The sequence below is a fragment of the Alteromonas sp. 14N.309.X.WAT.G.H12 genome, assembly GCF_036697315.1.
Classification (GTDB): Bacteria; Pseudomonadota; Gammaproteobacteria; order Enterobacterales; family Alteromonadaceae; genus Alteromonas.
The window spans coordinates 218,756-239,381 of sequence record NZ_JBAHZB010000002.1; the positions used below are offsets into that span (position 1 = coordinate 218,756).

Sequence of the window (20,626 nt, forward strand, 5' to 3'; positions counted from 1 at the left end):
TAATTACTTAGCCTCCATCGAATTTTGGTTGGTTAACTCGAGCTCCAGTTCCTCAATAGTTTTCCCTTTTGTTTCAGGTAAATAAAGATACATAATTACTAACCCAAACAGACCGATACCTGCGTAGAGCAAAAAGATATTGGCGACCCCCATATTGTCGAGCTGCCAAGGGAAAAACTGTTGTATTGACCACGATGAAATAGTTTGAACGAGTGCGGCGAAAGGCAGAGCTACGCTACGTACTTTGTTGGGGAATATTTCAGAGAATATCACCCACATGATAGGACCAATTGACAAATTAAATGCCGCTAAGAATGCGAAAATACCAAACAAGACCAGTGACGCATTAACATCGATTATTGTTTTTTCAATAATCGTTCCACTCACCAGTGGAAGTGTTTTTTTGTCAAAATGTTTGGTTAGCTCAGTTTTTAGTGCCACATCTGTATCGAAACTTTTACCTGCGAATGAGGCTAACGAGGCTACCGGCAGATCGTTTTGTTGAAAATACGCGGTTAGCTGCTTTATTGCAGTATCATTAAATTCGTAGCTTGCTTGCTTAAAACCTAAAAAAGTAGAGCCGTGCGCAATAACAACAAGCAAAAGCCCAGCTATAGTCAGTGTTCTTCGGCCGAGCTTTTCTACAAAACCGATAGCTACAAAAGTTGCCGCAAGCCCAACCGCGCCTGTCGAAATGGTTTGCATGAACGTATCTTCAACGCTCATACCTACTTGCTCAAACACCATCGGCGCGAAAAACAACACCGCATTCATTCCCGTTGCACCTTGAACGAACGCATAGGCAACAGCAATGAATAATACAAAGCGTAAGCCGGGTCCAAACAACGCTTTTAGTTGGGACAACGAATTGAGTTCGTTGTCGCTAGAAAGTGAGTTTTTTACATCTTCTAGCAACAATTTCGCCTTTTCTACAGGAGCAATAATTTCAAAAACAAATAACGCCTCCTCATCTCGTCCTTTTTTAGCCAACCATCTAGGGGATTCTGGAATGCATAAGATAAGGCCAACCCATATCGCATTCGCAATGAGTTCCGCACCTAACATTACGCGCCAAATATTGTCGTTGGTTAACCAGGTAGCGGTAGGAAGCGATTTAACGAGAAAATAGTTAATTACAAAAGCGCACAACAGTCCTAGCCCAATCATAAATTGGTTTATAGAAACAAACTTGCCTCGCTGATGGGCAGGCGCAATTTCACCAATATACATGGCCGAAACCGTAATCGAAGCAAATGCCACCCCTCCAATAAAGCGGCCGACGAGAAGCATTCCATAACTCACCGCAAACGCAGACAAAAGAGAAGACAAAGAGTAAATGAAGCCGATAGCAAGTAATACTCTAGCCCTTCCGCATTTTTCACAAAATGAGCCTGTAAAGAAAAGCGCTAGAATAACGCCGAGAAGCGCACAACCTACTAGCGTGCCTTGCTGAATTGAGTCCAGTTCGAATTCTGCACTTACGAACCGAAGTGCACCTGATATATTTGCGGCGTCCAATCCAAACACGAAGCCCCCGAACGCGGCAACAAGGGCGAAAAATGATACGTTTCGGCTCGAAGAGCTAAATCTAACAGGTAGTCTCAACACGCTATCAATCCAATGTACTATTAATGCAAACATACTATGTTTAAATTTATGTTTCTGCAACCCCAAGTATACGTTTTATTAACGTTTCATTTTTTGTTGAAACGACTTTGCAGCCTATGGAGTGATCAATGCGCTATAAACAATGAGACGCTAGAACACTCACAAGATCACCGTTGTCGGTTTCGGAAACCATTTGATCTCTACCTTGAGCTTCCCAAAGTTAACACTCTGATCTCATCGTTATTTGGAATATCCGACTTTTATAAACAAAAGAATCCGATGAACCGGGCTTTTGCATAAACACTTTCGCTTTTAGGAAATTGCGCTTGCTCCGAGAACATATGGAGCACCAGGGTCTTCAATACCGCCAAATCTACCTTTGTATTAAACCAATTAATGAGACAAATTCGTTCCCGCTAGGCGTGCGCTGCAGTGATTCTGCGCGATAACCTGCCGCAGCTATATAGCCGTGGCTAGAGGAAAGCCGGCCAAGTGGATCTATTAACCGGCTTTTGGAAGGGAAGTTAGGTTGTTACTTTACCTCTACTTCGAGTAATAGGACTTCTTCTGAGGCAAGCTCAAAAGAACTGTCCATACGATTGCTCGTCATCAAGTCTGTTATCTTCAACTGACCACCATTTTTATAAGAAAGATTAACCTGGACAGGTTCGTGCCCCACACTTAATAAGTTAACAAGATACTTATTATCGCCCGTTTTGGCCACTCTGGTAATAGTAGTCTTAAACGGTAATGGACTATCAATATCGAATTCGATATCAGGTAGGTTATTAGGGTTTACTGCACCGAGTGCCGCTTGGCGGAACCTATTTAAGTCAGAATCTTTAGCAAGTACGATGAGATTTCCTTGGTTAGCCCGTAAGGTATTTTCACGCAACTGTCCATATTCGTTAAAACGAAGGGATTGCTTGTCCATCACAACAGATCCACCTGAATCGAGGTAATTTTGTAACGCTTCAAACTCGCTATCGGTAACGTTAGGCGTTTTGTATACCACAATGGTATCCCACGTTAAATTATCCTGCTTAGTGATAATATTACGCGTCGCGTATCCAAGCGGGAAGCCTTCGAAAAACATAGATCGATATAACTTACCCTGCGTTGTCATGTAATCATTTAAATCAATGGCTGACGTTTCTGAATAGAATAAACGTATAGGTCTAGGCTGCTTTCGTAGCGCCATAATTTCTTCAGAATAGGTATTTAAATCGAACATAACTTGCGTCACTTCGTTCGAAACATGTGGTTGCATATTATTCGAGCCAGCAAAGGCACCGGCTAAACCAGGGTCAAAGAAGTTAAGTTCCCCTTCTAAACGGTCTTCGGGTGAACCATCTGGATCGCGCATCCAGAACCAAGCCATGTTTGCATCCATTCCTTGAAGCGTAGCTAACCAATATACGTTTCGTACGTAACTTTCACGCGGATCCATTACTTTCCACTGGCCAGAAGACAAGAAGTGAGATTCCGAGTTAACCATGATTTTATTAGGCGCGACTGACTTAGTGAAATCATGGAGCATGCTCATGCCGTCCCATTTATAAGTATACTTTTTCCACCAATCAGACGAAATATGAGACCGTATACTTGGGCTACCCATGGCTTTCGCATCATGGCCTATCATGGTTGTCAGTTCAGTTAATGCTTCTACGTCGATACCGTGAGAGCGTGAATCTTCATAGAATGTACGTGGAAATATCTTGATGTGTGTATCAGCATCTGGGTTTACTGCATGTAGTTCATTCTGCATGAAGGTAAACCAAGAGGTCGCACGATACATGTTATAGCGATTCCAATCGAACCAGATTGGCTTTCCGCGTAACGCTTTACTAATGGGAATTTCTATTTCTACATCGTCGAAGCTAGCAAACTTAGTGCCCCAGTTTTCATTCAGCCGCGCTAAGTTGCCCTTGTATTTATTATTCAGCCATTTTTGGAATTCAGCTAATGTATAAGACGAAATCCCTTGCATCTCTTCATAATTACCCGTCCAGTGGCCCGCTTCAGAGTACCAGTGTGGTTCATTGGCCAGTACAAAACCTAGCTCAATAACTTTCTTACCTTTTGTTACTTCAGCGGCTTTGCGCAGTATATTGCCCCATACTTCACGGGCAAGTGGATTGTCTATATCAAAACCTTGGAAAAGCGAACGCCCTTTTCTAATTTCAGGCTCCTTCTCTTCAACCCACTTAGGAATGCCCATCAGCCATGCCACCAAATAGCCAATATTGTCATTAGGAATTGCTGTGAGCTTTTTGAGTAATTCTTCATCGAATGTACCGTCTTCTTTAACTAAGAAAGAATTAATAGCTCGGTCGTGATCAACTGGGTAAAGATCTGCGCCACCATGATAAAGTGCGCCTAAGTAGTCATTATAAATGTCGGGCTGCCCTAGAGGCTGCCCTACCGACTTTGAAAAGTAGTCATACAGGAAAACAGGCTTGCCGTTGCTCACAAACATACCATCGACGGCTTTGGTGTTCTGCCAGTCGACTTTAACAACAGGACGACGCTTTATTTCGCCGCGAAGCTCTTTACCTAGTTTTTCGATCCCCTCATCTAGGATGTCTATCACTTTATTACGTTCAAAGTTAGGGAGTTCAGCGGCAAGTTGTTTTTTATTAGGGGCGAAGTGCCGCTCGTAACCAAAGGCAGCTTCGATAGCGTCTGGGTTGGCTTCGTCCCAATTTGCGAATTTTAAAAACTCATTTGCATACCAAACAACGGCTTCCTCACGCGTCACGTCTATCTGTTTTGACTTTGCTTCTTCCATTATAGTTTGAAGCTTTTCAATTTTTCTTCGCGCTGCTATTTCGAGCGGGCTCTTGACACTGACTTGCTGACTTGGATCACTTGTAGAAGCACTGCTTTCTCTAGTGTCTATTTGCGTGCACGCGGCACTAATCATCATAAGTGGAGCCAGAGCGACAATCTTAAATTGGCGTTTCATAATGTAGTCCCAAGCTAGTATGCACACTGGTTCAGAGTCCTTTTTGGCAATAGTCTCCAATGCACATCAATTTATCGAATTGTTAACATCCGAATGATACTACATAATAAAACATCATATGTATATATTGATTTACTTTGTTTTAACAACATATAAGTTGCCTATTGCTTTTCCGTTGCTAGCCATCTGCCGGCTTAGCATTAAATAAATCTTTAATTACAACTAAATTCAAATGTGTAAGTCCGCCACTACAAAGTGATCGATTGAACTTTAACGTGTAGAATAATTTAAATAGTGAAAAATGAACTGTAATTTTAGCTTTGCTAACCCATCCCACACGCCGATTCTGATGCATCGTTTACCGACGTCGATGTAAACTCACTAACAAATTAACAGGTGATATCGAGATGCCTCGTTTTTTTAAATTTATCGTCGAGATCTAATAAAATTATTATGAATGCCAAAAACTGATGTTCGTTTGAGGAAGGGAGAAAATGGCCCGCCCCAGAGGATTCGAACCTCTGACCTCAGCCTCCGGAGGGCTGCGCTCTATCCAGCTGAGCTAGGGGCGGATATATTGCGTTTAAGGCGATGCAAAGACACGAAGACAAGCAGCCTTAATTGGGAGCGATATCATACTGATGCAACGCCCTCGCTTCAACCTCTTTGTCATTATTCCCACCAGATAAACGTTAAATCAACATTTCACACACTTTTTATAGGTATTTGTTGTTCAAAATGTTGTCGGAGACTTTTTAACCGCTATAATCGAGCGAATAACGATTAACAAGACCGTAGCCTGGAGACAGATGTGAAACTAAATGCATTGTTAGGTGTAGTAGTAGTGGCAATGGGTGTAACCACAGCCCACGCGCAGGAAATGACAGACGAAGCGATAAAAGAACGCATAAAACCCTATGGAAGCCTAAATGTCGCCGGTGCTCAGGCTGCTGATGCGGGGGCTGCTGCCGCCCGTTCAGGTGAAGACGTGTATAACGGCGCCTGTGTGGCATGCCACGGTTCTGGTGTTTTAGGTGCACCACGTGTGCATAACGCAGAAGACTGGCAACCACGTTTAGACGAACGGGGTTTAGATGGCGTATGGAATAATGCGTTAAATGGCTTAAACGCCATGCCACCTCGGGGAACCTGTGGCAACTGTAGCGATGACGAAATTAAAGCGGCTATCGAATACATGGTCGAAGGGATCTAATCGCCTTTTATGGCCAGTATTCCTCTGCTGGCCATTACGTATATCCTCACATACTCTTCTGCACTTTTTAAATTCTTAGTTCAAATTTACTGCAATAAGTGGCGTTATTTTCACAAATCGGGTAATTTAGTACTGAATAATACTTAAAATAATAATACGGCATATCAGTATGACTTCAGGGTCGACGCAGTACGAGTTGTCAGAGGAAGAGCTTCGAGAACTCATCCCGCAATTACAAAAGCTTACGGAAAAGTACAAACGTTCAGAACGGGTACAAAAGGCGTTATTTGATATCTCAGAGTTAGCAAGCTCTGTGAGTAATCTCAGTCGCCTTTATCCTGCTATACATGAAATCATCGGCGACTTTATGAATGCCGATAACTTTTTCGTGGCTTTTTACGAGCCTGACGCAAACTTGGTCAATTTTGCTTATTTTGTCGATGAATTCGACGAACAAACCATTAAGCAAATTCCCGCTGAAACCCTTATGGATGGGCTCACAGGTTATATTCTTCGCTCTGGCAAACACCTTTTTATACACGACGAAAAAGACTATAACGCCTTCTTTGAGCGCGACAGTATAAAACTGGTTGGCGCAAAGCCCCACCAATTTTTAGGCGTCCCATTAAAGCGCAGCTCGCAAGTGATTGGGGCCATGGTCGTACAAACCTACGACACCACTGTCTCCTATTCCCGAGAAGATTTAGAAGTACTGCTGTTTGTATCCCAACATATTGTTACCGCGGTGGATCGGGTAAAAAACCGTGAATTAACCGAGCGCACCATTCGCGACCGCACCAGTCAATTAAGAAAAATTAACGATGAACTTCAAGAGGAGATCTTGGAGCGCCAGAAAATGGAAACCCTAAAACAGGCGCTGTTTGAAATCTCCGAATTGGCCGCTAATTCAGAAGGTGATATGGAAGCCTTTTATGCCACTATTCATAAAATACTGACCCGCCTTATTAGTGCGCCCAACTGTTTTGTTGCCACCTTGGATCAATCCGGTGAATTTCTCGATTTTCCCTACTATAACGATACCAACAACGAAAACCCCACCCGCCGCCCCTTAGGTTTGGGCCTTACGGAACTGGTATTACGCACAGGGCAAACTGAACTCATTAACCCGCCGCGCGTATTGGAGCTGGCGGAAGCTGGTGAACTGGATGTCACCATCGCCCAGCGAATGTTAAAAAGTGCTAACTCGTGGCTAGGCTCCCCGCTTATTGTTGATGGCACCATTTCAGGGGTAATTGCAGTACAAACCTACGGCAAACTGGCAAAATACACTGCCAAAGACTTAGAATTATTACGCTTTGTTTCACACCATATTGCCACGGCCATGGAGCGAAAACGCAGCACCGAAGCCATTCAGCGCTATAACGCCCAATTGGAAGAGCGGGTAAAAGAACGTACCCGCGAACTCGACCGTACCAATGCATTCTTAACTCAGCAAATTGAAGAGCGGAAAGAAATTGAGCTCAAACTGATCCACGATGCTCATCACGACAATTTAACGGATTTACCCAACCGCGCTATGTTTACCAATCGCTTAGAATTAGCCATTGCCAGTAAACAGCGCTATGCAGACAACCTGTTCGCTGTACTCTTTATCGATCTCGATCGCTTTAAAACCATCAACGATACCCTCGGCCACCATGCTGGTGATGAATTCTTAATTGAAGTGGCTAGGCGCATCTCACTGTGTATTCGCGGTCATGATTTGCTGGCCCGCTTGGGTGGCGACGAATTTGTGGTATTGCTGGATAACTTCGCCACCACCAAAGATGTGGAAGACGTTGCCTCACGTATTATCGAATCCATTTCAGAGCCATTCATTTTAGACGAAAAAGAAATGTACTCTGGCGCCAGCATTGGTATTGCTCACCTCGAGCCCTATTACCGCTCAGCAGATGAAATCCTGCGCGATGCCGATGCCGCCATGTACCAGGCAAAAACCATGGGACGTGGCCGCTTTGTGATGTTCGACAAATCAATGCGCGAGCGCCTGTTAGAAGAGTTAGAACTGGAAAACGAGTTTCGCCGGGCCCTACGGGATGAAGAGTTTGAGTGCTTTTTACAACCGGTGCTCGATTTAAAGACACGTCAAAAACTTTACCACGAATTATATGTTCGCTGGGTCGATCCCCACTTCGGAAAAATAAATAGAGAGCAGTTTCGTCTGGTCGCCGAGCAAAGTGGCCTTACCCTCGATCTGGATCTTTACCAATTGCGGCATGCCTGCTTGTTATTGAAAGACAGCGAAAATAACCATGGCGACATTAAACGAATCGCGGTGAATATTTCTATCAATCATCTACTTCAAGCTTCTTTGGTATCGAAAATACTCAAGCTTATTAGAGATTTGAATGTACCGCCGAAGCAGTTGGTGTTTGAATTTGACGAAAATGATTTAAACCGACGTTCCCAGGCTATTTTACCGGCCATTAAAAAGCTAAAACGGGCGGGGGTAACATTGGTATTGGATAACTTTGGCAGTGGGCTTGCTTCACTAAGCTATTTATTTGCCTATCCTTTCGACTTTATCAAAATCGATCACCGATTTGTAAAATCCCTTCCCCGTTCTCAGCGCAACCTTAAGTTGATCCAATCGGTCATGCTGGTATCAGAACATCTGCATTTTGACGTCATTGCAGAAGGAATAGATTCAACTCTCCAGCTAGAAGCCCTCAATGAAATAGAGTGTCATTATGGACAAGGTAAAGCCCTTAGCGCACCGAGCCCTGTTCACTTAAAAAAGCCAGATTAATCCGTTTTTCCCAGCATCGCTTTTAAGCTTGCTAACCCCGCTTCATTGGTTTTCTTTCTCTGTTCTGCCGACGGTTTTACCTTTTTATCGTCCCATTGCAAATCATCACTGGGTAGTTCATACAGAAAACGGCTAGGCTCAGGGTTAATAATTTCACCAAACTGACGGCGCTCTTTTGCTAAGCTGAAAATCAGTTCTCGTTGGGCGCGGGTAATCCCCACATAGGCCAGTCGGCGCTCTTCTTCAACATTGTCTTCGTCAATACTGCTTTGATGGGGCAGTAAGCCTTCTTCCATGCCCACTAAAAAGACCACCGGAAACTCCAGTCCTTTAGACGCATGTAATGTCATTAGCTGAACTTGATCTGCTTCACCGTCTTCCTCGGCTCGCTCCATCATATCCCGCAAGATCAGCCGGTTAACCACTTCCTGCATGGTCATGGGCGGATCTATATCGCTGCCTTCAAGCATGTCCGTTACCCAGCCAAATAAGGTACTTACGTTGGCCATACCCATTTCTGCGGCTTTCGGGCTTGGGCTTTGCTCATAAAGGTATTCTTCGTACTGCATCGAGCGGATCATATCCCGCAAGACGGCTTTGCTGTCACCACGGTTGATGTTATCGGCGGTTTCCACCACCCAACGGCCAAATCCAGCTACGCGCCGGTAGGCCGCATCGGGTAGCACCCCCGACAATCCCGAATGGGTTGCCGCAGCAAACAAGGAAACTTTCAGTTCATTGGCAAAGTTACCCAGCTTTTCCAATGTCGCTCGCCCAATGCCCCGGTTAGGGGTATTGACCACCCGCAAAAAGGCATTGTCGTCATCCTGATTCACCAATAACCGCAGGTACGCCATGATGTCTTTGACTTCGGTTCGGCCAAAGAAAGACATACCGCCATTGATGCGATAGGGAATACGGTTGCTCATAAGTAGCTTTTCGAATAACCGGCTTTGATGATTGCCCCGATACAAGATCGCATAATCCTTGTACCCAGTGCGGTTCATAAACTTATGAGCAATAAGTTCTGCGACCACCCGTTCTGCTTCATGCTCTTCATTTTTAGCGGTGATAACCCGCAGTGGCTCACCATAACCCATTTCTGAAAACAGGGTTTTTTCAAATATATGTGGGTTATTCTGGATAAGAATATTCGCACTATGCAGGATCCGCCCTGAGGAGCGATAGTTCTGCTCTAACTTCACCACATTAAGACGTGGAAAGTCCTGTTTTAACAGATGCAAGTTTTGTGGACGCGCCCCACGCCAAGAGTAAATCGACTGATCATCATCACCCACCACGGTAAATCGTGCCCGTTCGCCCACCAGGAGTTTCACCAGTTCGTACTGACTGGTATTGGTATCTTGATATTCATCCACCAGCAAATAGCGAATTTTGTTTTGCCATTTCTGGCGTACCGTTTCATTGGTGCGTAGCAGCAAGGTGGGCAGTAAAATCAAATCATCAAAATCCAGGGCATTGTACGCACGCAGATGGTTCTGATATTGACGGTACGCTTCGGCAAATTCGCTCTCCCCGGCACTTTTTGCTTGCCGGGAAAGGGCATCAGGAAGGATAAGATCGTTTTTCCAGTTCGAAATACAGCTTTGCAGCATTTTTAGCTGATCTTTATCGCCGTCAATGGTCTCAGCCGTAAGATCATTTAACAGCGCCAGCGAGTCTTTATCATCAAACAAAGAAAAGCCCGGTTTTAGTCCCAGCTCTCTGACATGAGCCTTAATAATCGACAGTCCCAAAGTATGAAAGGTCGACACTTTCAAGCCACGGGCTTCTTTTTTCCCTAACGTTTGCCCTACCCGCTCTTTCATTTCCCGGGCGGCTTTATTGGTAAAGGTGACCGCGGCGATTTGTCGAGCCGGCATATCACACTCTCTTACCAGATAGGCAATTTTATTGGTGATCACCCGGGTTTTGCCACTGCCGGCTCCCGCCAGTACCAGACAAGGACCGGAGACAAACGTCACAGCAGATTGTTGTGCATCATTGAGTTTCATAAGCAGCGGGAATGACGTAATTCGGTTATGAGAAAGATAGTTTTCGTTGCATGTGCTCCGCATCTCTTTAAAATACGTAGCAACTACATGATGACGCGCATTATAAAGGAAATCCCATGCTTGATCCGAAAAAACTCGAAGAAATTGCGAAACAAATTTCTGACGCTGTCCCCCCGGGAGTACGCTCCATGGCTGAAAGTGCAGAGACGCGGATAAAGCAGGTACTACAAACCCAACTGGGCAAATTAGACTTAGTCAGCCGCGAGGAATTTGATATTCAAAGCCAGGTATTAATACGTACCCGAGAAAAGCTGGAAGCCATGGAAAGCCGTTTGGCGGCCCTAGAAGCAGAAAAAAGCGCAAAACTTAAGTAGTTTCGCGCCCACAAAATACGGGTTATGTTTGCCAATACATTGGACTTTATCCAGCAAGTATAACCCGGTCGAGTATGAGCGCCACCGCCAGTACCAGCCCCACATAATGGTTATCTAAAAACGCTTTGAAGCACGCCATACGCTCCCGCTCTCGGGTTTGATACCACTGCAGTAAAAACAATCCACCACACACGCCTAGCCCGGCATAAACGACCCAACTATAGTGTAGACGCATGGCGATTATCATCACCAATAGCAGGGTAATAGCCTGCAATCCCCCGATGATGATCCGGTCAAAGTGACCAAACAAAATGGCCGTGGATTTTACGCCAATCTTCACATCGTCGTCCCGGTCTACCATGGCATAGTAAGTATCATAGGCAATGGTCCAGGAAAGATTGGCGATGAAAAGCAGCCAGCCTTCTAATGACACCGTACCGGTAACGGCGGCAAACGCCATGGGAATACTCCAGCCAAATGCGGCCCCAAGTACCGCCTGAGGCAGATGAGTGTAGCGCTTCATAAATGGATAACAGGCTGCCAACAGTAACGCCACCACCGACAGTGCGATGGTTTGCCAGTTCAGCATTAAAACCAGTAAAAACGAAATGAACACCAGCAGGCCAAACAATTGCAGGGCCTCTTTTTCGCTCACGGCGCCGCTCACCAGAGGGCGGGAAGCCGTGCGTTTAACACTGCCGTCTACTTTTCTGTCAGCGTAATCGTTAATGATACATCCGGCTGAACGCATCAAAACCACACCGGCGATAAAGATGGCGAGAAGACCCATATTAGGCAGCCCATCCGCGGCAATCACCAAAGCCCAAACAGTGGGCCAGAGCAACAGATAGATGCCAATAGGTTTATCCAGTCGCGTTAGTTGTACGTAGGATCGCCAGTTTGATAACGACAGCGCTATTGCCATACTCAACGTGCCTTTTAGTAAAGCGGAGAAGCCGGCAGGAAAATTTCCGCCACCAGCAGTTCCAGATTTTGAAAATGAAAACACGAACGCCGTCCCCACAACAAATCAGTAGCATCGGAGCACAACGAGGGAAGACGAATACGACAAAGTTCAAAGTCGCCCCGGCGAAAACGCGCATCATTAAATAAACGTTTACCCAGCGGTTCGGTGCCTAACCCTGCAAATTCAGAGCTCACCAAAGCTGCGGGGATCACAGAACGGGCAAACACCCAAGGTGACGTGCCATCCTTTAAAAAGACTTCCCGTACTCGGTACTCGTTGGCTTCCCCTTTCAATAAGCGGGTTTCATCGGCATGTAACGGGGCAACCCCCTCCCCCACAAGCTGCAAAGAAAAATGATTCGACACGCCCTCAATACGCTCGGTCAACGAGCCCGTATCAAGCAGCCAGGATTGGGCTTTATCAGACAGTGGCCTAAATGCAGAAACAGCCTGCCATTGTGTGTCTATGCCAATGGGAAATGAATGCGCGAGTTCCAAAAATACCTACACCAATAATTTAGAAGGGCGTATATTACCATTGGTATTGTGCCACGCCCACATGTCCGCGTTTACATACTCATAGTTTTCGATTAATTCGTGTTTATTCTTGGGCTTTTGCTAAACTCTATATTCACTTGTTTTCTTACGCTTTTATTATAGTTGTGGCTTTATGAAAAAGTTATCTGCTCGTTTTCTGTTGTTACTTAGCCTGCTTGCTGGGCTAGGCAGTATTAACGCTTATGGTCAAACGCCTCCACAAGAATATGCGTTCTTAGGTCTTGAACCCGATATTATTACCAACTACATCAGCCCTTCCTCGCGAAAATTAGGCTATGTACGGGTTTCGGTGGAATTGATGATTGAAAATGTGGATATGTTGGAAATTGCCGAGCATCACATGCCCTTGCTACGAGCAACAACCATTGAGATCTTTGGCCAGCAACCGGAAGAAAAAGTAAAATCGTTAACCGGTAGAGAAGATATACGTCAGGCGATATTAAAAGCCTTGCAGGATCATATGCGCAAGGAAACCGGGGCGACCATCATTAAAGACGTTATTTTTACCAAATATTTGGCCCAAGGCGGCTAAGGGGATTTTTTTCGATTCGAGCCCAACACCAATAGTGCTGCCATGGCGCACCCGCTAATTAAGCCAACGGTGTGCGCAGTATTTGCCATACTCACCCACAAAACGTCCGCATAACCTAATACCAGCCAAACCAGCATAAAGCCCACGATAGAACGGGGTATAAAAAGGCCCCAAGCGGGCTTTAGCCATCCGGTCCACCAGACAAAACCTAACACCGCGTACACCACGCCAGATAAGCCACCAAACGCTGGCCCGCTAACGATAGCTTGCGCCACGTTGGAACACAGGGCCGAGACCACAAAAAGCACCATCAGCATCGACATGCCAAGCTTCCGCTCTATTTGGGCGCCAAGCATGCTCCACCAAAGGACGTTAAAAATAAAATGTACCGCCGAAAAATGAAGAAAGGCGGGAGTGATCAAGCGCCAGTATTCATGGTTTTGCCCCAGCTGCGCAAAGGGCTCCATTTTCAACAGATGCCCCACCGAGCTGAAAAACCCTAACACAGACAACACATACACTAGGGTACACACCGCCAGAATGGTCGCCGTAAAAGGAGCGTCTTTCGCCCATGCTAGCAGCGATGATAGATTGAGGTTACTGGCTTTGGAAGGATGAAGGTTTACCCTTTCACCGTTTTCCCAGGCCGCTTGTTGATATTTAGGATGCTGAGGTTGTCTAACAAATTCTTCGCAGATATTTCGTGCGTTTGCCAGATGGGCTTCTTGTTCTAAAACAACAAGATATTCACCGTCTTCTGAATAGGGGGCAACATGGGCAGGCATGTGCTGACTGGTAAGGTAATTCGCCAACAGATGGGCGTAACCTTCATTGCGAATGGCGATTAACGGCACGCTCACGTTTACGCTGTCGCTACCGGTTGGCCCAGTTTCCAGCCTTCAAAGCCGCCGTCTAAGCTGTACACGCTTTCATAGCCCTGCTGGACAATCACGTTTGCAGCCTGTTGACTGCTTAAGCCGTGATAACACACCACCAGCACGGGCTTATCTTTAGGTGTTGCCGCCAGAAAATCAGCAAAATTATCGTTATTCAAATTTAGGGATTCAGGTACATGCCCTAGGGCAAAAGACTGAGGATCGCGAATGTCTACAACGACAAACTCTTCCAGGCGCTCTGCGGCATCTTGAATACTAATATGCTGAAATACTGACATGTGATTTACCAATTAAGAATGACTTTGCCGGACTGGCCTGAGCCCATAGTATCAAACCCTCGCTGAAAGTCATCTATGTCAAACTGATGGGTGATAATAGGGGAAAGATCTAAGCCACTTTGTAACAAGCTGGCCATTTTATACCAGGTTTCAAACATCTCGCGACCATAAATGCCTTTAATGATTAAACCTTTAAAAATAACCTGATTCCAGTCTACGGAAACATCACTGGGCGGAATGCCCAACATGGCCACCTTGCCACCGTGGTTCATTTTATTGAGCATATCCCGAAATGCCACCGGCACACCAGACATTTCCAAGCCCACATCAAAGCCTTCACTCATGCCCAGCTCATCCATGACATCAGACAACGCCGTGGTGCTTACATTTACCGCGCGAGTAACGCCCATTTTTTCCGCCAGCGCCAGACGATACGGATTCACGTCAGTAATAACCACATGACGAGCACCCACATGTTTAGCCACAGCCGCAGCCATAATGCCTATGGGGCCGGCACCGGTGATCAGCACATCTTCACCCACCAGATCGTAAGATAAAGCGGTATGTACGGCATTGCCGAAAGGGTCAAAAATGGCGGCCATATCGTCGCTAATATTATCGGGAATACGAAATGCATTAAACGCAGGGATCACTAAATATTCAGCAAATGCGCCCGCGCGATTCACCCCAACGCCCTCGGTATTACGACATAGGTGACGACGTCCCGCGCGGCAATTTCGACAATGACCACAAGTAATATGCCCCTCACCGGACACCCGGTCACCCAGTTTGAAGCCGGCCACTTCCTGGCCCATGCCCACCACTTCACCTATGTACTCGTGACCCACAACCATCGGCACGGGAATGGTTTTTTGTGACCAGTCATCCCAGTTGTAGATATGCATATCTGTTCCACAGATAGCGGTTTTGCGAATTTTAATCAGTAGATCGTTATGTCCCACTTCCGGTTTGGGCGTGTCTTGCATCCATATTCCCGGCTCCCGGTGTGCTTTAACCAAAGACTTCATCAAATAACTCCTAGCTCTTTGCCTACTTCAATGAAGGCATCTACGGCTTTATCAACATGGGCTAAGGTGTGACCTGCTGACATCTGCGTACGAATACGGGCCTCACCTTTTGGCACTACCGGATAAGAAAAGCCAATGACATAAATACCTTTACTTAGCAGTTTATTCGCCATTTCACTGGCCAATTTGGCATCGCCCAACATAACAGGAATAATGGGGTGATCTTTTCCCGCCAAGGTAAAACCGGCCTCTTCCATACGGGTTCTAAAATGGGCCGCATTGCGCCATAACTGTTCCCGTAATGCATGACCGTCGGCCATCATATCAAACACTTTTAATGACGCCGCAACAATGGGCGGCGCCACCGAATTAGAGAACAAATAAGGACGGGAGCGTTGACGCAGCCATTCCACCACTTCTTTTTTGCCTGAAGTATAGCCGCCGGATGCGCCCCCCATGGCTTTACCCAAGGTACCGGTGATAATATCCACCCGCCCCATCACATCACAGTATTCATGGCTGCCTCGGCCATTCTCACCCAGAAAGCCCGTGGCATGACAATCGTCCACCATCACCATGGCATCATATTTTTCCGCTAGATCGCAAATGCCTTTTAAGTTAGCAATAACGCCGTCCATAGAGAACACGCCGTCGGTGGCAATAACCTTAAAACGGGCACCGTCTGCTTTTGCTTGCACCAGTTGATCTTCCAGCGAGCTCATGTCGTTATTAAGATAACGATAGCGTTTGGCTTTCGACAAACGTACGCCGTCAATGATACTGGCATGGTTTAACGCATCGGAGATAATAGCGTCGCCGGGACCAAGTAAGGTTTCGAATAAACCGCCATTTGCATCAAAGCAGGAAGGGTAGAGAATAGTATCTTCGGTCCCCAGAAAACCACTGATTTTTTCTTCCAGTGCTTTATGAATATCTTGGGTACCACAGATAAACCGAACAGACGCCATGCCAAAGCCGTGACTGTCGAGCCCTTCTTTTGCAGCCGCAATGAGCGAGTCATGATTGGCCAAACCTAAGTAATTGTTCGCACAGAAGTTGATAACCTCGTTGCCATCACCAACCGCTATATCGGCCTGTTGCTGCGATGTGATAACGCGCTCTTCTTTAAACAGCCCGTCTTGTTTCAATTCAGCTAACTGCCCACGTAAATGGGCGATAAATGCCTCTGACATGACGCTCTCCAGGAAAAAAAAAGGTATTCTAATGAAAGACAGTGTGAGGGTACACCCTTTTAGTCAAAGTGTAATATCCCTTATACAAGAAGGACTAGAACTCAAATTGATGTTGGCCATCTGCACGGCTATTCTGGCCTACCGCCTTCCACAGACCATTGGTGACATTTTTATCCAGTCGTTCCCATAGCTGCGATTCAGGTATAGGAGGGCTAATCAAATATCCTTGGGCCTGATGGCATTTATACTCATTTAGTCGGTCTAATTGTTCTTTGGTTTCCACCCCTTCAGCAATCACCGTGCGCCCTAGACTACGTACCAGAGAAATCGTCGATTTAACAATGTTACTGTCTTCGGGATTATCCATCATGCCTGCAATAAAAGACTGATCGATTTTCACATAATCCACTGGCAACGATTTAAGATAACTGAATGATGAATAACCCGTACCAAAATCATCTATGGCAACCAAGCACCCCATATCTTGCAAGGCTTTACACACATCTATAGCAGAATCCATATCCGAGACCAGTGCGGTTTCCGTTAATTCCAGTTCCACTTTTTCTGGTGCCAGTTCATATAGTGACAACTGTTGCCGCAAAAAGTGCGGTAAGGTGGCATCGGTAAATTGTGCCGCGGAAATATTAATGGCCATTTTCAAATGAGAATAACCACTGGTACTTAGCTCATTTAAAATGCGCAAAGACCGGGTTAATACCCAATAATCCAACTCCAGCATAAACGGGGTATTTTCTAACAGGGGAATAAACACCCCCGGCGAAATATAGCCTTTGACCGGGTGATACCAGCGAATTAAGGCTTCAAACCCTTCTAGTTGGGAGGTAGCAATATTCACTTGCGGCTGCAATGCCAGGCTGAACTGGTTTTCTCGCAGTGCAATCCGTGCTTCTTGCTCCAGCTCCACTTTACGCATCACTTTAATATTCATTGATGCATCGTAGAGTTTAAATACCGCCCCTTTCTGAGCTTTTGCTTCATACATGGCAATATCGGCGTGACGCAATAACTCCATTGCCGAGGTTTCCGGCTGATTGGTAATGGCCACACCGATACTGGTAGAAATATAAAACGTGAGGTGATCCACATCTAAAGGCTTCGTAAAGGCATTCAGTAACCGCTCTGCGATCCGTTCCACTTCCTCTTTATCTTTGGCGTCACCAATTAATACAACAAATTCATCACCACCAAAGCGTCCCACCAGATGATGTTCGCCTGCCGCATGGGTTATGCGCTCGGCAGCGGCGAAAATTAAATGGTCACCAACATCATGCCCGTGACTGTCGTTGACTTTTTTAAAGTCATCAAGATCTAAAAATAAAATTGCCGCTAAACCCCGCTCTCGGGTAATAGCCGCCACCTGCTTCTCAATTTGAAAGGTCATCATGGTGCGGTTTGGCAATCCCGTCAGGCCGTCAAACATGGCCATATTTTCAAGTTGGGCGTTAGATGCAGCAAGCTTGGTATCCTGCTCTTCCAGCTGCCTGGCCAAATCCGTTGCGGTATCTTCTAATAAATCGATTTCATCTGGAAAACGTTGTTTGGTGCGTCGGTTTTGTTTAGGGCTAAGATATTTGAATTCTTGATAATTTTGCTCGGCTAACAAGGGAAGACGTTCAGCCAGTCGCAGTAGCTTTCGTTTATATTGCTGAATAATGAGTAACAGCAGGATGGTAAATAACGAAAACAAGCCAATAGCCGTACCCACAACCTGATTTTGATATTTATTTGCTGAGGCGATGCGATCGGAAATATCCCGAATAAAGACAATATAATAATCTTGGGTCACCACTTCCGACATTGGCAATAAACTTACCAATAAGTATTGGTTATCGTTTTTTACTAATGCGCCTTTTTCAATCATGCTTCGAGTGGTCGCGGTGGCAGGAATGTTGGACAAGACACTATCAACAAGATCATAATTTTCTTCTGATAGCCGGCTAACAATATTCAGTTTGATGTGATTGGTGGTATAGCCCGTATGTTCGACCACGGCAATGCGATAGGCGCTGGAAAACTGGGACAAGGCTGCGAGGAGTTCATTAAAGCTTGAACTTAACACGAGTACCGCCACCTCTTGCCCTGCGATCATAATAGGCGCAGAGACGTACCTTGAACACCAAACATCACATTCAAATCGGTCTTGAGGGCGCATAGAATTACTGGTTTCCCGTTCCATAGCTGGCACAAAATCGGGCATATCGCGGGTATCGCCCATCAGCAAAGAGCCGTTCGCGCCAAACAACCACATGTCACGAATTTGCAGGCTGACATTCAAGGCATCTTTCGAATCTTCCAGTGCTTTTACCAACTGTTCTTGGGACAGTGTTTCGGTTTTTCCCCAGCGGGAAAAGGTCTCAATCCAGACCAGCAATCGTTCGGACAACAGCTCGTCCATTAACCCCAACTGGCGCTGGTTTTTAAGCTGAAAATCTTTGTGTTGCTGTTCCATGGTTGATTGAGATTCAGCAATAAGCATAACAGCAATAGCCACCGTCACTGACAACATCATAACAATGACGACTGTGATCAACTTGGTGGTAATTGACAGTCTGACTTTCATTTCAGAACCTGTACATTGCTTGGATAGCCCACATTTGCCAATACTCCTCGGTATCTGGCGTGTTACCTGGGCTGGGAATACTTGTCAGCCTTCCGGCACCATGTACCCAATGGTGCTCCGCCTGGATCCGCCATTGGGGATACGGTTCCCACTGCATACCCACCGTGGCGGTTTTCATGTAACCGAAATAAGCCGGGATAACGCCTTCAGATCGTGCTTCTAAAGCTTTACCGTTACTATCACTCCTATCGGCCACGAAATAATCAAGCCCCACCAGCACACTGATATTGTTATTTAGCATATATCTGAACTGCCCGTAGCCACCCTCGCCACTTTGTTTGACGTAATAGGACGGGCTAAAACCACCGAAATCCCGTTTTTTGCTGCCCAAAAGTTCAGTGGTAAACTCCCAGTTTTCTGAATAATACACCGCCGATAAGGTATAAAACTGTACCGAGCGGCCACCGTCTACTAAGAACTCATCGGGCGCGGCATTATAAATAAAGTCTGAATCTAGCCAGCTTGCACCTATTTGCCAGTTTAACGAGGGCGGTTGCCAATACACACTGATTTGATGCACAAAGTCCTGTTTAACTTCTCCTTCCGTAAATTGTCCCAACAACGCCTTGGTTTGATAATTACTCAGCGGTATTCTTCCGTAGCTCCAGTTAATACGAAGATTCCCATCCTCTGTAGGTCGGCTAAGCTGTAAAAGCACACCATCACTGCCTAGAGCAACATCACGAAAATTATCAAAGTAAATCGACTGCGGCAGAACAATAGTTGAACGGGTTTGGGGAACATCACGGGTTGCCGAGTATAACCAATGGGGACTTTTAAAACGGCCAAGCTGCAAATGCGTATCCCAGTTACCCATCTCAGGTAGATGCCAGTCGACAAACAGATAATCGAGCCGAGCGCCGCGCTCATAACGATTACCACCGTTTAAATAGACCGCTTGTCCTACCACGGCCAATGACGAATTAATGTCATACCGCATATTCAATCCCACTTCCGTTAGATCGAAACTCACCTCGTCATCTTCGCCGATAAAATCACTACCGATGGACTGGTTTACCCCTTGGGCAATAAATCCATGCCAACTAAAAGAGGAGTCGGCCAAACACCCATTCACATAAACAAGAAAAGGAACCGCTAACAATTTATAGATCTTCATTGTATCGAAACCTCCTGAACACCGGAATGGATGACACCACGATAAGCGTAGCCTATGGCGCCGGGAGTACGAGCAACAGCATCAATCATTTCAGCTTCTGAATCTACGGTGATGGGCCTGTCACCTTGCCCGGAATAGATAATTTGATTCCACAGCCGTTCTAACTGATAGGGAAAAATCTGCAGGATTTCCCGACAAAACATTTGATGACCCGGCGTATTGGAATCTAGGACATACACAGTAATCTTTGTGCCATCACTCCAATATTGCTGCCGTGCAGAAAAGATTTGTCGGATTTGGGTACGTGAAAACGTTGACTGGTCTAACTCAGGATTCAAGATCACTTTGACATCAGTTGCCATAGCAGGAAAGGCAATACATATGACAACGCTTGCTGCGCCAAAACGCAGCATAGTGGCGCAACATACGGTGGAAAACCATTGCCTAATCAGGTTGAACAATTGACACC

Annotated in this window: 16 protein-coding genes and 1 tRNA gene; 4 read left to right on the forward strand and 13 right to left on the reverse strand. The window is 45.8% G+C overall.

Annotation, left to right across the window (positions count from 1 at the left end; all coding sequences use genetic code 11):
* Positions 1–3 precede the first annotated feature (3 nt).
* The 3 genes from V5298_RS02325 to V5298_RS02335 form a co-directional block, all read right to left on the reverse strand.
* Positions 4–1,641, reverse strand: a complete 1,638-nt coding sequence (locus tag V5298_RS02325) for an MFS transporter (protein ID WP_332929854.1) — start codon at positions 1,639–1,641, stop codon at positions 4–6.
* 499 nt (positions 1,642–2,140) lie between these two features.
* Positions 2,141–4,576 (reverse strand): glycoside hydrolase family 42, encoded by a 2,436-nt coding sequence (locus V5298_RS02330; RefSeq protein ID WP_332929855.1) that lies wholly within the window; start codon positions 4,574–4,576, stop codon positions 2,141–2,143.
* A 495-nt stretch (positions 4,577–5,071) separates the two neighbouring features.
* Positions 5,072–5,148: transfer RNA gene (locus V5298_RS02335), tRNA-Arg, on the reverse strand.
* 278 nt (positions 5,149–5,426) lie between these two features.
* Here V5298_RS02335 and V5298_RS02340 point away from each other — a divergent pair.
* Both V5298_RS02340 and V5298_RS02345 read left to right on the forward strand, forming a co-directional pair.
* Complete coding sequence (locus V5298_RS02340) at positions 5,427–5,789, forward strand: c-type cytochrome (RefSeq protein WP_332929889.1); 363 nt, start codon at positions 5,427–5,429, stop codon at positions 5,787–5,789.
* Between the two features lie 169 nt (positions 5,790–5,958).
* The gene (locus V5298_RS02345; protein WP_332929856.1) at positions 5,959–8,559 is read left to right on the forward strand and encodes a sensor domain-containing phosphodiesterase; all 2,601 of its coding nucleotides are present in this window, start codon (positions 5,959–5,961) and stop codon (positions 8,557–8,559) included.
* Here the strand turns inward: V5298_RS02345 and rep are convergent.
* Complete coding sequence (gene rep / locus V5298_RS02350) at positions 8,556–10,574, reverse strand: DNA helicase Rep (protein WP_332929857.1); 2,019 nt, start codon at positions 10,572–10,574, stop codon at positions 8,556–8,558. The genes V5298_RS02345 and rep overlap by 4 nt on opposite strands.
* A 116-nt stretch (positions 10,575–10,690) precedes the next feature.
* On the opposite strand from rep, the gene ubiK reads away from it, so the two are divergent.
* Positions 10,691–10,948: a ubiquinone biosynthesis accessory factor UbiK gene (gene ubiK, locus V5298_RS02355; RefSeq protein ID WP_332929858.1), complete on the forward strand. Its 258-nt coding sequence runs from the start codon at positions 10,691–10,693 to the stop codon at positions 10,946–10,948.
* Positions 10,949–10,994: 46 nt separating this feature from the next.
* On the opposite strand, the gene ubiA is transcribed toward ubiK, so the two are convergent.
* Together ubiA and V5298_RS02365 are read right to left on the reverse strand one after the other, a co-directional pair.
* The gene (ubiA, locus tag V5298_RS02360; RefSeq protein WP_332929859.1) at positions 10,995–11,873 is read right to left on the reverse strand and encodes a 4-hydroxybenzoate octaprenyltransferase; all 879 of its coding nucleotides are present in this window, start codon (positions 11,871–11,873) and stop codon (positions 10,995–10,997) included.
* Between the two features lie 14 nt (positions 11,874–11,887).
* A complete protein-coding gene (locus tag V5298_RS02365; protein WP_332929860.1) occupies positions 11,888–12,412 on the reverse strand; it encodes a chorismate--pyruvate lyase family protein in 525 nt (174 codons plus the stop codon).
* A 172-nt stretch (positions 12,413–12,584) separates the two neighbouring features.
* Here V5298_RS02365 and V5298_RS02370 point away from each other — a divergent pair, with 172 nt between their 5' ends.
* Entirely contained in the window at positions 12,585–13,004 is a 420-nt protein-coding gene (locus tag V5298_RS02370; RefSeq protein ID WP_332929861.1) for a flagellar basal body-associated protein FliL, read from the forward strand.
* On the opposite strand, the gene glpG is transcribed toward V5298_RS02370, so the two are convergent.
* The 7 genes from glpG to V5298_RS02405 all read right to left on the reverse strand — a co-directional run bounded on the left by glpG (position 13,001) and on the right by V5298_RS02405 (position 20,618).
* A complete protein-coding gene (glpG, locus tag V5298_RS02375; protein ID WP_332929862.1) occupies positions 13,001–13,864 on the reverse strand; it encodes a rhomboid family intramembrane serine protease GlpG in 864 nt (287 codons plus the stop codon). The two genes, V5298_RS02370 and glpG, sit on opposite strands and share 4 nt — an antisense overlap.
* Positions 13,865–13,866: 2 nt before the next feature.
* A complete protein-coding gene (gene glpE, locus V5298_RS02380) occupies positions 13,867–14,178 on the reverse strand; it encodes a thiosulfate sulfurtransferase GlpE (RefSeq protein WP_332929863.1) in 312 nt (103 codons plus the stop codon).
* 5 nt (positions 14,179–14,183) lie between these two features.
* Positions 14,184–15,206 (reverse strand): L-threonine 3-dehydrogenase, encoded by a 1,023-nt coding sequence (tdh, locus tag V5298_RS02385; protein ID WP_332929864.1) that lies wholly within the window; start codon positions 15,204–15,206, stop codon positions 14,184–14,186.
* On the reverse strand, positions 15,206–16,399 hold the full coding sequence (locus tag V5298_RS02390) for a glycine C-acetyltransferase (RefSeq protein WP_332929865.1): 1,194 nt from the start codon (positions 16,397–16,399) through the stop codon (positions 15,206–15,208). The genes tdh and V5298_RS02390 overlap by 1 nt, the downstream gene beginning before the upstream one ends.
* Positions 16,400–16,493: 94 nt before the next feature.
* Positions 16,494–18,980, reverse strand: coding sequence for a putative bifunctional diguanylate cyclase/phosphodiesterase (locus V5298_RS02395; protein ID WP_332929866.1), 2,487 nt, complete (start codon positions 18,978–18,980; stop codon positions 16,494–16,496).
* Position 18,981: 1 nt separating this feature from the next.
* The gene (locus V5298_RS02400; protein WP_332929867.1) at positions 18,982–20,157 is read right to left on the reverse strand and encodes a hypothetical protein; all 1,176 of its coding nucleotides are present in this window, start codon (positions 20,155–20,157) and stop codon (positions 18,982–18,984) included.
* Positions 20,154–20,618, reverse strand: coding sequence for a hypothetical protein (locus V5298_RS02405; RefSeq protein ID WP_332929868.1), 465 nt, complete (start codon positions 20,616–20,618; stop codon positions 20,154–20,156). Before V5298_RS02405 ends, V5298_RS02400 begins: the two co-directional genes overlap by 4 nt.
* Positions 20,619–20,626 lie beyond the last annotated feature (8 nt).

Excerpts from the sequence above, each read along its gene's own strand:
- V5298_RS02325 (WP_332929854.1), bottom strand. The coding sequence starts at position 1,641 with ATGTTTGCATTAATAGTACATTGGATTGATAGCGTGTTGAGACTACCT.
- V5298_RS02330 (WP_332929855.1), bottom strand. The coding sequence starts at position 4,576 with ATGAAACGCCAATTTAAGATTGTCGCTCTGGCTCCACTTATGATGATT.
- V5298_RS02340 (WP_332929889.1), top strand. The coding sequence starts at position 5,427 with ATGGGTGTAACCACAGCCCACGCGCAGGAAATGACAGACGAAGCGATA.
- V5298_RS02345 (WP_332929856.1), top strand. The coding sequence starts at position 5,959 with ATGACTTCAGGGTCGACGCAGTACGAGTTGTCAGAGGAAGAGCTTCGA.
- rep (WP_332929857.1), bottom strand. The coding sequence starts at position 10,574 with ATGAAACTCAATGATGCACAACAATCTGCTGTGACGTTTGTCTCCGGT.
- ubiK (WP_332929858.1), top strand. The coding sequence starts at position 10,691 with ATGCTTGATCCGAAAAAACTCGAAGAAATTGCGAAACAAATTTCTGAC.
- ubiA (WP_332929859.1), bottom strand. The coding sequence starts at position 11,873 with ATGGCAATAGCGCTGTCGTTATCAAACTGGCGATCCTACGTACAACTA.
- V5298_RS02370 (WP_332929861.1), top strand. The coding sequence starts at position 12,585 with ATGAAAAAGTTATCTGCTCGTTTTCTGTTGTTACTTAGCCTGCTTGCT.
- glpE (WP_332929863.1), bottom strand. The coding sequence starts at position 14,178 with ATGTCAGTATTTCAGCATATTAGTATTCAAGATGCCGCAGAGCGCCTG.
- tdh (WP_332929864.1), bottom strand. The coding sequence starts at position 15,206 with ATGAAGTCTTTGGTTAAAGCACACCGGGAGCCGGGAATATGGATGCAA.
- V5298_RS02390 (WP_332929865.1), bottom strand. The coding sequence starts at position 16,399 with ATGTCAGAGGCATTTATCGCCCATTTACGTGGGCAGTTAGCTGAATTG.
- V5298_RS02395 (WP_332929866.1), bottom strand. The coding sequence starts at position 18,980 with ATGAAAGTCAGACTGTCAATTACCACCAAGTTGATCACAGTCGTCATT.
- V5298_RS02400 (WP_332929867.1), bottom strand. The coding sequence starts at position 20,157 with ATGAAGATCTATAAATTGTTAGCGGTTCCTTTTCTTGTTTATGTGAAT.